The organism is Paenibacillus sp. EB106-06-01-XG199, assembly GCF_058791575.1.
Genome location: NZ_JBYTDQ010000001.1, coordinates 599244 through 610986 on the forward strand (window position 1 = coordinate 599244; position 11743 = coordinate 610986).

The window sequence follows — 11743 nt, forward strand, 5'->3', positions numbered from 1 at the left end:
TGTTTAAAGATGAATTTGTAAAATCTCAAGGGGGATTCTTCAGGCAGTCTTCTGGTATAATTATTGGAAAACCAGGGAATAGCGAGGGATCATACATGACAACAGCCTTATTAATTATCGATGTCCAAGAGGCCATGTTCTCTTATAATGTGAAGCTGCATGATGAAGGAGGCGTGATGGACCGGATTATATCGCTATTGAATAAAGCCCGCTCCGCAGGGGCTCCGGTTGTCTATATCCAGCACACCGAGGATGAGGAGTATACGAAGGGTTTGCCCACCTGGCAGATCAGCGGCCGAATTACACCGAAGGAGGAAGACTCCATAGTCGAGAAACCGACTTGGGATGCTTTTCACCGTACCCGGCTGCATGAGGAGCTGCAGCGTTTGGGTGTGACCAATCTTGTCATATGCGGGATGCAAAGCGAATTCTGTGTCGATACAACCACCAGACGGGCCTACAGCATGGGGTATTCCAGCGTACTGGTCCAGGATGCGCATAGCACTTTCGGCAACGCCAATTTTAGCGGTGAAGAGATTGTCAGGCATCATAATTCAGTGCTGGGCGGGAGATTCGCTGTGCTTCGGCCGGAGCGTGAGGTAGAATTCCAATGAATGCAGGGAAATCTGCGATGAAGCCAGTGCGCCGGTCCAGGTTGAGATTGTTCGCCGGCAAGCGATATTTCACCTGGAAAAGATACTGGACATGGTTTATCCAGCGCGGTAACAAGGCAACAAGACATCGGTCTGAGGCACTGCCCTATAAGGCAGCCGGGCATTCAACCCCGCTCCTGCGCAGACTGCGAAATGTGGACATGCAGCTACAGTACAATAAGATTACAAATCTGCGTCTGGCCGTCGCCAGGCTGGATGGTCTGGTGATCTCGCCGGGAGAGACCTTCTCGTATTGGCAAACGATCGGTAAGCCAACCCGGCGTAAAGGTTACTTGGACGGAATGGTTCTATATTACGGTGGTTTTCGTTCCGGCACAGGAGGCGGATTATGCCAGCTGTCCAATCTGATCTACTGGATGACGCTGCACACCCCGCTGACCGTGACCGAGCGGCACCGCCACAGCTATGATGTATTTCCCGACGAACAGCGGACGCAACCTTTCGGCAGCGGGGCCACTTGTGCATATAATTATTTGGATCTGCAGCTTCAGAACAATACAGACCGGACATATCAGTTGAAGCTGCACCTGGATGATACTCATCTGTACGGCGAATGGAGATGCGATGACAAGCTGCTTTATCATTATGAGATATACGAGGCTGATCATGTAATCCGTCTGAAGCCATGGGGCGGTTATGTCCGCAGCAACAGCATCCGCCGCAGAGTATTTACGCGCAGTGGTGAGCTTGCAGGGGATGAAGCGGTGGCCGAAAATCATGCCCTGATGATGTACTCTCCGCTGCTGCATCCGCCCACTGGATTAGCGGAAGGGTGATGAGTTAATGAAACTTGACAGTGATTGGTACTGGAAATCAGATGATGAAGTGGGGATGGAACGCTCAAGCAGACTGAAACGCAATATTAGGGTATGGACTGTGTTACTTACTGCTCTATTGGCAGCGGCTGCGCTTGCAGGCTGGCTGGTGCTACAAGAAATATTTGATTTCTTTGAGTACTTAGGCATTTAGGAGAGACTTCGGAGGATAACGGATAAACACCGGGACTTTGGGGTTATAACATAGTATGCTGCTAACAAGTTTAGCCTTGCTAAGTTCTTAACTCTACTTCCGAAGGAGTGGTCCTCAACATGAAGGCAGTAACCTATCAAGGGAAGAAGAAAGTCGAAGTTAAAGAAGTAACCGACGCTAAGCTGGAAAAGAAGGACGACATCATTGTGCGCATCACCTCGACAGCGATATGCGGTTCGGACCTTCACATCTATAACGGGGAAATCCCCGGCATGCACGACGACTATATTATTGGCCATGAGCCGATGGGGATTGTCGAAGATATCGGACCGGACGTTACCAGAGTCAAAAAAGGCGACCGCGTCATCATTCCTTTTAATGTAGCCTGTGGACAATGTTATTTCTGCCAGCATGAAATGGAGAGCCAGTGTGACCATGCCAACGAGGCCAAGGATACCGGAGGTTATCTCGGCTTTTCCGATTCGTACGGCGGCTTTGCCGGCGGACAAGCGGAGCTGCTGCGTGTTCCTTACGGTAATTTTGGTCCTTTTGTTATTCCCGAGGATGCCGAGATGGAGGATGAGAAACTCCTGTTCCTTTCGGACATTGTGCCAACAGCCTGGTGGGGCGTGGAAAGTGCCGGGGTAAAACCTGGAGACACGGTCATTGTACTAGGCTGCGGGCCTGTCGGACTGCTCACGCAGAAATTCGCCTGGATGAAGGGAGCCTCGCGGGTCATTGCGGTAGATCATATCCCATACCGGTTGCAACATGCCAAGCAGAAGAATAATGTCGAGATTTTTAATTTTGCTAAGATAAAGAACTTAGAGGTGCATCTGAAGGAGATTACCCGTGGCGGGGCGGATGTGGTGATTGATTGTGTAGGACTAGATGCGAAGATGTCTGTAGTGGAGAAAATCGAAACAACGCTGATGCTGCAAGGCGGATCACTCAGTGCATTTCGGACGGCCGCCCAGGTGGTTCGCAAATTCGGAACGATCCAGCTTGTCGGCGTGTATGGGCTGAATTATAATATGTTCCCGCTGGGGCAATTGTTTGAACGCAACATTACGCTCAAGATGGGTCAGGCTCCAGTTATTCATTACATGCCGATGCTCTATAAGATGATTAAGGAGAACAAATTCGATCCGACAGACATCATTACTCACCGGCTGCCAATCAGCAGAGCGGAGTATGGCTACCAGGTATTCGGAGACAAGGAAGAGGATTGTATCAAGGTCGTACTTAGACCTTAACGTTAGAGGAGTTCATCGGTTACCGGAGGAACATACGAAGGCATGGGTTTCCGCCGCAGGTCGGGAGGCCATGCTTTTGTTGTTTTTCAGAAAGCTGCAGCCTCTGTTGCGGATTTTCATGAAAAAAGCTGCTTTTTTCCGGATTCTGAGGTAAATTTACATAAGTGACTTTTATCTGAGCCGAAAGGATGCCTGCCGTGACTTCAAAAAAACCGCCTGTTCCCATTCCGCTATTGATGCTGATTGGAATTGTGGCTATTTCTTTTTCTTCTATTTTTATAAAATGGTCATCCGCTCCGGTATCGGTTCAGGGGATGTACCGGCTGCTGTTCACCTCTCTATTGATGCTGCCCTTTGCCCGGCCTTACAGCGGTGCCGCTTTTGCCCTGCGCCGTAAAGACTGGCTGCTGCTGGTTGTGTCCGGGGCGATGCTTGCCCTGCATTTTTTATTATGGATGGGTTCACTGAAATTCACCTCTGTAGCCAGCTCGACGATGATCATGGCACTGGAGCCGGTGTTTATTATGCTTGGAGCTTATTTGCTGTATAAAGAAAAAAGCAGTATGGCCGCCATAGCGGGACTTGCCATTGCGATCTTTGGTGTTGTATTTATTGGCTGGGGAGATATCGGCCTGTCCTCTGACAATTTAAAAGGTGATTTGCTGTCCATTGGCGGCACAGCAGCGGTTGCCGCTCATTTGCTGATCGGACAGAAGCTGGTTGCCCGCATGCCACCGTATTTGTATAGCCTGATTGTATTTATCGCAGCGGTTATTGTTTTTGCGGTCTATAATCTGCTGGCGGGCATTCCGTTCTTTGATTATCCGCCAAGGGAGTGGGGAATCTTCGTCTTGCTGGCAGTCGTCCCGACCGTCTTCGGTCACATTCTGTTTAACTGGCTGCTGCAGTACACTTCGGCGACTACCGTCTCGATGAATATTCTGGGAGAGCCGGTTGGTGCAAGTATTCTGGCCTTCCTGCTGCTTGGCGAACAGTTGACAATCCTCCAATGGTCCGGTGGAGTATTGGTAATGGGAGGACTTGCAGTCTATTTGTATGCAGGACGCAGGAAAGCGGCGAAGAGAAGTGAGGCTCTGCCCAGCGTCTCCTAAAGCACACATTCTAACAGACAACTTATCAATATAAAGGGGTATTTCACAGTATGAAGGATCAAGACTTAGAGCAAGAACCGCAAGACAATCCGGGAGCTGCGCCTTCCAGTGAAGAACTCTGGAATGAGGATACCTATGCCGCATGGACCAGCAGATTCGGCACTCCGTCAGAGGCAGCAGCGAAGCTGACTAAAGACCCGGCGTCCCGGTTGTTCCCGTTAAACGCTTATTTCGGTGAGGTTCGCGGGAAGAAGATGATGAATCTGATGGGCTCGAACGGCATGAAGGCGGTAGCCCTAGGGCTGCTGGGGGCTGAAGTGACTGTTGCCGATTTCTCAGAAGCTAACGCCCGGTATGCGGAGGAATTGGCGCAGGAAGCCGGAGTCGGGCTGTCCTATATCATCTCGGATGTGCTGAAGCTGCCCGAAGAAGTGCTGGACAGCACGTATGATATCGTTTTTGCTGAAATGGGGATTGTCCATTATTTCACTGACCTGAGCCCATTTATGGAAATTGTCTGCCGTTTGCTGGCTCCGGGGGGAACCTTCGTGCTGCGTGATTTTCATCCGGTGACGACCAAACTGATTTCTTCTAAAGGATCAACCGCTAAAGTACGGAAGCACAAGGTAAGCGGCGATTATTTTGATACGGCGCTGGAACAGAAGAAGGTGTCTTACTCGAAGTATATGCCTGCTTCAGGCGGTCAGACGGGTGAGAAGCATAGTGTTGTTTATTGGCGGCGCTGGACTTTGGGGGAGATCGTTACGGCAGCCGCTGCTAGTGGTCTAGTCATCCGTGAACTGGTGGAGGAGCCCAACCTGTCGTCTGAGGTTTACGACAAAGGAATTCCCAAGACGTTTGCGCTGGTAGCAGAGAAACGTTGACTTTACGACGAATAGCTTTGGTGTCCTTTTAAGGACGGTGGCTGTTTCTGCGGAGAATCGAAATATAGTTAACGGCATGAATTAATAAGAAATGTTCATCATAGAACCGGTGGTCTGCTTTGAGCTGAATCAATCAGCCTGAGTGGATCACCGGTTTATTTAATTCACATCATTAATTAATATATATAGTTAACGACATTAAATAAAAAAGAAGTGCGTAGACGAAGATTGAAAAAAAATGCGTAAATTAAGATTGTTATGGATGCTGCTGTTTTCGTCCAGATACTATAGTGCTTAACTACAATATAACTGTTCTGTTATCAGACCAACACGCTCTCAGCAGCAGCCATTTCCACAAATGCCTGCTGCAAGGGAGTTAAGGTATAATCCTTCCGCCAAGCCAGTACATAAGTTGCAAGCCCGGGCGAAACCCCCGGAAGCGGAGCATAACTTAAACGGCCCAAGGCCACCTCGTCTTTAACTCCTGTTTTGGAGAATAGTCCCACATTTCCGCCTTCGCTAATCATCCCTTTAAAAGCCTCCGGTGAATTCACAACAGTATTATTCCATACACGCACATTGTTCAGCTGTGCCCATTGGTCGGCTGTTGCTCTCAGGCTGGAAGCGGGATCATGCTGAATCCACGGCTCCTGCGCCACCAGCTCCGGGGACAGCACTTTAATTTGAGCAAACGAATGACCGGGTGCAAATATAAGAACAACCTCATCCCGGGCAACCACCTGTGTATGAAAGGAGTCATCTCCACCATCACTGTCTTGCAGTACCCCCAGTTGGATCTCCCGCCCCCTCAGCCGTTCACGCACAAGGTGATCCGATTGTATCGTAAGCGACACATCTATCCCCGGATGAAGATTGATAAATTGTGACATTATATTAGGAACAAAGTAAGTACCAGGCATGTACCCGGCCTCAAGCGTAAGGCTCCCCGATGTGAGGGAGGAGAACTGTTTGACGCTCCGTTCCGCTTCTGCAGCGAGGGAAACAATACGAACTGCATATTGAAAAAGCGCCCGTCCGGCATCGGTTAACAGCACACGCCCGCTGCGGTATTGAAAGAGGGAGGCTCCAAGCTCATTTTCAAGGCTTTTCATATGAAAGGAAACGGTAGGCTGCTTTAGACCCATTTCGGCAGCGACATCCGTTACTTTTTTGTATTTTTCAATCAGGACTACAATTTGCAGCTTCACAATATTCATGAATTTCCTCCGGTCTGGATGGCAATAAGTTAATAAAACATCTTCTTAGTATAGATTATATCTATACTGTTATACATTTTCTATTAGAATTTTTATCTTTCGTTTTACAAACATAAGCTTTTTCTCTAACGAACGAGCTCTAGAATAGGAAGAGTCATAAGAGATACACAAAGAGGAATGCTTCCAAAGTGAGTTTTGTAAGAAGCAGATTCAATGGGTCAGACACACACAAAACCTTTAGGAGGAACAAACAAAAATGCAATTCAGAAAATCGTGGATCATGGCTTTGGCTTTAACCAGTGTAGTAGCACTTTCGGCATGCGGTAACGGAGGAAATAATGCGGCAACTAATAATGGGGGAACTAATGCAGCTGCGACAAATACACCTACAGAAAGCAGCGGCGCAGAATTAAGCGGATCGATTCTGGCTTCGGGTTCCACAGCGCTTCAGCCACTTGTTGAAATGGCAGCTGAAGGCTTTATGGATGCAAACGCAGGCGTTGATATTCAAGTGCAAGGCGGAGGAAGCGGCACGGGCTTAACTCAGGTTGCTGAGAAGCAAGTAGATATCGGTAACTCTGATGTGTTCGCAGAAGAGAAGCTGAAGGATGCAGATGCAGAAAAAGCAAAATCACTTGTTGACCATCAAGTTGCAGTTGTAGCGATTGCAGCAGTAAGCAACCCCAAAGCTGGAGTAGACAGCCTGACTAAACAGCAGCTGGTTGACATTTTCACAGGAAAAATTAAGAACTGGAGTGAAGTTGGCGGAGCGGATCAAGCGATTCAAATCATCAACCGTCCAGCAAGCTCGGGTACACGTGCAACCTTTGAAAGCTTTGCACTTGGAACTAAAACAGAAGACCAAGAAGGATCGATTCAAGAAGATTCTTCCGGTACTGTTAAGAAAATGATCGGTGAAACTCCAGGGGCTATCGGATATCTGGCATTGTCTTACCTTGATGAAACTGTAAAAACGCTGAACTATGAAGGTGTTGAGCCTTCTGTAGACAATGTTATCTCCGGTAAATATCCGGTGTGGGCTTATGAGCACATGTACACAAATGGTGAGCCTGCTGAACATGTCAAAGCATTCCTTGACTACATCATGACAGATGAAGTGCAGAACGGCGATGTAGTAGAGCTTGGATATATCCCGGCTTCGAAAATGCAGGTTTCCCGTGATGTAGAAGGCAAAGTATCAACCAAGTAATTCCCGGCTGACAAGCTTTACAGACTTCATCCATTAGAACTTCATGTGATTAGAGGCGGAATCCTTCTGCCTCTCTTTTCACTTTAGAAAGAGGGAGCAGCTTGAGTGTAAAACCTAAGAAATCCAAAATTGAAAAACATCATATCGAAGATTTTATCGGGCGTTCTTATATGTCCTTCTGTGTACTCCTATTGATAGTAATCATTGTATCGATGGTGTATTTTGTGGCGTCCAAAGGGATTGCTAACTTTACCAGCGGTGAAATTAAGCTTTCTGATTTCTTGTTCGGCAAAAAATGGTCCCCGGAAGGTGACAATCCCTCTTACGGAGCATTGCCTTTTATTACCGGCTCATTTCTGGTTACGCTGCTTGCAGCGCTTATCGCAAGTCCACTCAGTATCTGCGCTGCTCTGTTCATGACTGAGATTGTACCGGGTTGGGGTAAAAAGCTGCTGCAGCCGGTTATCGAACTGCTGTCAGGCATCCCGTCAGTCGTTTACGGCTTTGTGGGTTTAAGCGTCATTGTGCCGTTTCTGCGTAATACCTTGCCAGGGCAGGGCATCGGGGTTGCTGCAGGCGCGCTTGTCCTATCGGTAATGATTTTGCCGACGATTACAAGCGTGGCTGCAGACGCGCTGGCTTCTTTGCCGCAAAACTTAAAAGAATCCTCCTTTGCGCTCGGTGCTACACGGTGGCAGACGATCTCCCGGGTGATTCTTCCGACTACATTCCCTGCAATTATGACGGGGGTAGTGCTGGGGATGGCCCGTGCTTTCGGTGAAGCCCTTGCTGTACAAATGGTAATCGGAAATGCACCTTTCGTGCCGAAGTCACTTTTCGAATCGGCTTCAACCTTGACCAGCGTAATTACGCTTGGCATGGGGAATACAACGATGGGGTCAACGCACAATAATGCGCTGTGGAGTATGGCGCTGGTTCTTATGCTGATGACCTTTGCTTTTGTCCTCATCGTAAGAATGCTCGAAAGGAGAAATAAAATTTGAAGCCGAGAACAGCAGACAAGGTTGCCACCACCGTTATCGTCTTTTTCGCATTACTCATTGTAGCCATTCTGGTTGGATTGCTTGGATATATTCTGATCCGTGGCTTAAACCATATCAGTTGGGATTTCCTGACTTCCGCACCGCAAAAAATCCGCGCAGGCGGAGGTGTGGGGCCGCAGCTGTTCAACTCACTGTTCCTGCTGGTGCTGACGCTGATCATAACTGTACCGCTAGGTCTTGGAGCGGGGATTTTTATGGCGGAGTATGCACGTCCAGGCAAACTAACGAACTTTATCCGCCTGATCGTGGAAGTCCTGTCTTCCTTCCCTTCCATTGTCGTAGGTTTGTTCGGTCTCTTATTGATCGTAAACACCTTCAATCTGGGGTTCTCCTTAATATCCGGTGCTCTCGCACTTACCGTATTTAATCTGCCGCTGATGGTGCGTATTACGGAGCAGGCGTTCCGTACAGTGCCCAAGCAGCAGAAAGAGGCAGGGTTTGCCCTTGGATTATCCAAGTGGAAGATTGTTACCTCTGTACTGTTTCCCGTGGCACTGCCGACGATTATCACTGGTACGATCCTCTCCGCTGGCCGTGTCTTCGGTGAAGCGGCCGCTCTGATGTTCACGGCTGGCATGAGCAGCCCGCGTCTGGATTTCACCAACTGGAATCCGCTTAGTCAAACTTCACCGCTTAATCCTTTCCGTCCGGCTGAAACCCTGGCTGTTCACATCTGGAAAGTCAACAGCGAAGGGCTGGCGCCTGATGCCGTACAAATCGCAGCCGGAGCTTCGGCCGTGCTCGTTATTACAGTATTGATCTTCAATCTGGCCGCAAGGTATTTCGGCAGATATATTTACCGCAAGCTGACTGCTTCCAAAAGAATGAACTAAAACTTTGATTATAGAAACATTTTAGGAGGAGTAAGAGATGGGGATAGCGGAACCTGTGGTGCGTGAATCATTTCAAACAGAGGACCTAAGTATATTTTACGGCACATATGAAGCAGTGAAGGGAATCAGTCTTCCTTTTGGCCAGAATACTGTTACTGCACTTATTGGCCCGTCGGGCTGTGGTAAATCGACTTTCCTTCGTTCCCTTAACCGTATGAATGACGACATCTCCGGTTCGACAACGAAAGGGAGCATCTGGATTGACGGCGTGGACATCAACGCTCAAGGTACTGATGTGATCAAGCTGCGGCAAAAGATCGGCATGGTCTGGCAGAAACCGAATCCTTTCTATAAGTCGATTTATGACAATATTGCTTTTGGTCCAAAATACCATGGCATTAAAGGTAAGCAGGCACTGGACGAAATTGTGGAAAGCAGTCTGCGCCGTGCGGCATTATGGGACGAGGTCAAGGACCGCCTGAAGGATTCAGCGTTGGCGTTGTCCGGCGGACAGCAGCAGCGGTTATGTATCGCCCGCGCATTGTCAGTTAATCCGCAGATTCTGCTGCTGGATGAACCGGCATCGGCACTCGACCCTGTATCGACCGGTAAAGTGGAAGAACTGATCAAGGAACTCAAGGAAGAGCTTCGCATTGTTATTGTTACGCATAATATGCAGCAAGCTGCGCGGATTTCGGATTTTACCGCATACTTTTACCTAGGTTCACTTGTGGAATACGACAAGACAGAGAAAGTCTTCAGCAATCCGGAGAATCAAATGACCCAGGAATATATCATGGGCCGTTTCGGCTGATCGAAAAGAGCTACAGGCACTGCCCGTTCGGGTGGTGCTTTTTTTTGGCTGTACAGCAAAGAAGCGTATTTACCTCCAAGATACAGGATAGGCTTGAAGCGCATGATCAGGACATTCCCAAGTTTGAAAAAGCAATTGGAATCATGTACAATCAATGAGAATGGTTATCATAACTTAGTGCTGGAGGGAATCCTTATGAATCAGAACCAGTCTGCAGCTTACGGCAGCATTGCCGAAGTGATCAAGGAGCGCCGCTCCATTAAACAGTTTAAGTCTGAACCTCTGCCTGCAGGCCTGCTTGAGGAACTGCTGGATATCGCGGTATGGGCGCCAAATCACGGACTTCGGCAGCCGTGGAGATTTATTGCTTTTCAGGGGGAAGGGGCGGAATTCCTTGGGGATGCTGCTTATTCATTCTTGAAGCGCGGGGCAGCTGATCCGGAATTTGCAGCCAAACGCAAAGAATATCTTTCATCGGTTCCTTTAACAGTAGTCGTCGTGATCCCTGAGGACCCGCGTCAAAGAGAGTGGGATGAGGATTTTGCCGCTGCATCCGCACTTGTGCAGAACTTCCAGCTGGCGGCATGGGAACGGGGAGTAGGTACGATTTGGAAGACGGATCCTTATATTTACGCTCCGGAATTCCGCAGCAAGATTGGTGTGAAGCCGGGAGAGAAAGTGATTGCGATGATCCATGCCGGTTATCCGGAGATTATTCCCGCCAGCCGTCCACGCAAGGAAGCCGCTCAGCTACTTACAGTTGTAGACAGCTATCCGGAGAGTGGAGTTGTGGAATAAACACCTAAGCCGCTGTTAGGAACAAAAATCCGGACTAACACCTGGACTAGCTCTTATTGAAGCATCCTGCGGGATGCTTTTTTTCTATGGGATTGAAATGTAGATGCAATATATATTGTACATAATGACGGTTATAGATTACAATGGAGCGGTAAGTGAATTTATTCTCCGGGAGGGCTCTGGTGAGTGAGAAGAACATCAAACTGAAACTGGCGCGGATTCAGAAGGACCTGTCCCAGGAGCAGCTGGCGGAGGCGGTGGGCGTGACGAGACAGACGATAGGACTGATTGAAGCGGGAAATTACAACCCGACAATCCGGTTATGTATTGCCATCTGCAAGGAACTGGGAACAACTTTAAACGATATATTTTGGGAGGAGTAGTTATGAAAGGTAAGGGGATCAAGGATGAGCGGATTCAAGGTGAAGTACATAAGTTAATGGCGCACGGGTTTACGATTGTGTTTGTGGGCATAGCGGCCAGTGTTTTTGTTAAAGTATTTGTTCTGCACTTGGATCTGAAGTATTGGCTGGACAGCTTCCTAATCCTGATGGCAGCTTGTTTCTATGTTACGCTCCGGAGCATGCGTGGTGGACTATTCCTCCTGCCGAGCAAGGCCGGGGAAGTACAGCGGCTCAAGAAAACCAATTTGATCAGTGGAGCTGCAGGTGCGCTGATATGGGCAATATTGATGATCAGCTATGACCTGTTGGGTAAGGACGAAGTTGATGTAGTTGCGAGTGTAATGAGCACATTGGTTGGCTCTGTTGTCTTTTTCTTCGGGATTACCTGGATGCAATGGTTCATGATTAAACGCTCCAATCAAAATGCGGATAAGCACCTGGAATAGACGGATGAGCTCCTAAAGATGCTGTCTCTTGCAAAACTAATAACATTAGTTTATATTGTAAC

General features: G+C 48.4%; 14 protein-coding genes. 13 read left to right on the plus strand and 1 reads right to left on the minus strand.

Features of this window, described 5'->3' with window-relative positions:
* Window positions 1-95 precede the first annotated feature (95 nt).
* The 6 genes from AC3WT9_RS03050 (at window position 96) to AC3WT9_RS03075 (ending at window position 4895) form a co-directional block, all read left to right on the plus strand.
* A complete protein-coding gene (locus tag AC3WT9_RS03050) occupies window positions 96-614 on the plus strand; it encodes a cysteine hydrolase family protein (protein ID WP_341093614.1) in 519 nt (172 codons plus the stop codon).
* Window positions 611-1450 carry a VanW family protein gene (locus AC3WT9_RS03055; RefSeq protein WP_341093613.1) on the plus strand — a complete coding sequence of 280 codons (840 nt, stop codon included), beginning with the start codon at window positions 611-613 and terminating at the stop codon, window positions 1448-1450. The genes AC3WT9_RS03050 and AC3WT9_RS03055 overlap by 4 nt, the downstream gene beginning before the upstream one ends.
* Window positions 1451-1457: 7 nt before the next feature.
* On the plus strand, window positions 1458-1643 hold the full coding sequence (locus AC3WT9_RS03060; protein ID WP_342479919.1) for a hypothetical protein: 186 nt from the start codon (window positions 1458-1460) through the stop codon (window positions 1641-1643).
* A 119-nt stretch (window positions 1644-1762) separates the two neighbouring features.
* A complete protein-coding gene (locus AC3WT9_RS03065; protein WP_341093611.1) occupies window positions 1763-2899 on the plus strand; it encodes a zinc-dependent alcohol dehydrogenase in 1137 nt (378 codons plus the stop codon).
* 188 nt (window positions 2900-3087) lie between these two features.
* Complete coding sequence (locus tag AC3WT9_RS03070; protein WP_341093609.1) at window positions 3088-4011, plus strand: DMT family transporter; 924 nt, start codon at window positions 3088-3090, stop codon at window positions 4009-4011.
* 50 nt (window positions 4012-4061) lie between these two features.
* Window positions 4062-4895 carry a class I SAM-dependent methyltransferase gene (locus tag AC3WT9_RS03075; RefSeq protein WP_341093607.1) on the plus strand — a complete coding sequence of 278 codons (834 nt, stop codon included), beginning with the start codon at window positions 4062-4064 and terminating at the stop codon, window positions 4893-4895.
* A 320-nt stretch (window positions 4896-5215) separates the two neighbouring features.
* On the opposite strand, the gene AC3WT9_RS03080 is transcribed toward AC3WT9_RS03075, so the two are convergent.
* Window positions 5216-6112: a LysR family transcriptional regulator gene (locus tag AC3WT9_RS03080; RefSeq protein WP_341093606.1), complete on the minus strand. Its 897-nt coding sequence runs from the start codon at window positions 6110-6112 to the stop codon at window positions 5216-5218.
* A 256-nt stretch (window positions 6113-6368) separates the two neighbouring features.
* Between AC3WT9_RS03080 and AC3WT9_RS03085 the strand changes: the two genes are divergently transcribed.
* The 7 genes from AC3WT9_RS03085 (at window position 6369) to AC3WT9_RS03115 (ending at window position 11681) form a co-directional block, all read left to right on the plus strand.
* On the plus strand, window positions 6369-7322 hold the full coding sequence (locus AC3WT9_RS03085; RefSeq protein ID WP_340898041.1) for a phosphate ABC transporter substrate-binding protein PstS family protein: 954 nt from the start codon (window positions 6369-6371) through the stop codon (window positions 7320-7322).
* 101 nt (window positions 7323-7423) lie between these two features.
* Window positions 7424-8326: a phosphate ABC transporter permease subunit PstC gene (pstC, locus tag AC3WT9_RS03090; RefSeq protein ID WP_341093603.1), complete on the plus strand. Its 903-nt coding sequence runs from the start codon at window positions 7424-7426 to the stop codon at window positions 8324-8326.
* The gene (gene pstA / locus AC3WT9_RS03095; protein WP_341093602.1) at window positions 8323-9219 is read left to right on the plus strand and encodes a phosphate ABC transporter permease PstA; all 897 of its coding nucleotides are present in this window, start codon (window positions 8323-8325) and stop codon (window positions 9217-9219) included. The genes pstC and pstA overlap by 4 nt, the downstream gene beginning before the upstream one ends.
* A gap of 37 nt (window positions 9220-9256) precedes the next feature.
* Window positions 9257-10033 (plus strand): phosphate ABC transporter ATP-binding protein PstB, encoded by a 777-nt coding sequence (pstB, locus tag AC3WT9_RS03100; protein ID WP_341093600.1) that lies wholly within the window; start codon window positions 9257-9259, stop codon window positions 10031-10033.
* Window positions 10034-10228: 195 nt separating this feature from the next.
* Window positions 10229-10831, plus strand: a complete 603-nt coding sequence (locus tag AC3WT9_RS03105) for a nitroreductase family protein (RefSeq protein ID WP_341093598.1) — start codon at window positions 10229-10231, stop codon at window positions 10829-10831.
* Between the two features lie 182 nt (window positions 10832-11013).
* The gene (locus AC3WT9_RS03110; protein WP_340898044.1) at window positions 11014-11214 is read left to right on the plus strand and encodes a helix-turn-helix transcriptional regulator; all 201 of its coding nucleotides are present in this window, start codon (window positions 11014-11016) and stop codon (window positions 11212-11214) included.
* 2 nt (window positions 11215-11216) lie between these two features.
* Complete coding sequence (locus AC3WT9_RS03115) at window positions 11217-11681, plus strand: DUF6773 family protein (RefSeq protein WP_341093597.1); 465 nt, start codon at window positions 11217-11219, stop codon at window positions 11679-11681.
* Window positions 11682-11743 lie beyond the last annotated feature (62 nt).

Coding starts and splice junctions, on each gene's coding strand:
- AC3WT9_RS03050 (WP_341093614.1), top strand. CDS start 96: ATGACAACAGCCTTATTAATTATCGATGTCCAAGAGGCCATGTTCTCT.
- AC3WT9_RS03055 (WP_341093613.1), top strand. CDS start 611: ATGAATGCAGGGAAATCTGCGATGAAGCCAGTGCGCCGGTCCAGGTTG.
- AC3WT9_RS03060 (WP_342479919.1), top strand. CDS start 1,458: ATGAAACTTGACAGTGATTGGTACTGGAAATCAGATGATGAAGTGGGG.
- AC3WT9_RS03065 (WP_341093611.1), top strand. CDS start 1,763: ATGAAGGCAGTAACCTATCAAGGGAAGAAGAAAGTCGAAGTTAAAGAA.
- AC3WT9_RS03070 (WP_341093609.1), top strand. CDS start 3,088: ATGCCTGCCGTGACTTCAAAAAAACCGCCTGTTCCCATTCCGCTATTG.
- AC3WT9_RS03075 (WP_341093607.1), top strand. CDS start 4,062: ATGAAGGATCAAGACTTAGAGCAAGAACCGCAAGACAATCCGGGAGCT.
- AC3WT9_RS03080 (WP_341093606.1), bottom strand. CDS start 6,112: ATGAATATTGTGAAGCTGCAAATTGTAGTCCTGATTGAAAAATACAAA.
- AC3WT9_RS03085 (WP_340898041.1), top strand. CDS start 6,369: ATGCAATTCAGAAAATCGTGGATCATGGCTTTGGCTTTAACCAGTGTA.
- pstB (WP_341093600.1), top strand. CDS start 9,257: ATGGGGATAGCGGAACCTGTGGTGCGTGAATCATTTCAAACAGAGGAC.
- AC3WT9_RS03105 (WP_341093598.1), top strand. CDS start 10,229: ATGAATCAGAACCAGTCTGCAGCTTACGGCAGCATTGCCGAAGTGATC.
- AC3WT9_RS03115 (WP_341093597.1), top strand. CDS start 11,217: ATGAAAGGTAAGGGGATCAAGGATGAGCGGATTCAAGGTGAAGTACAT.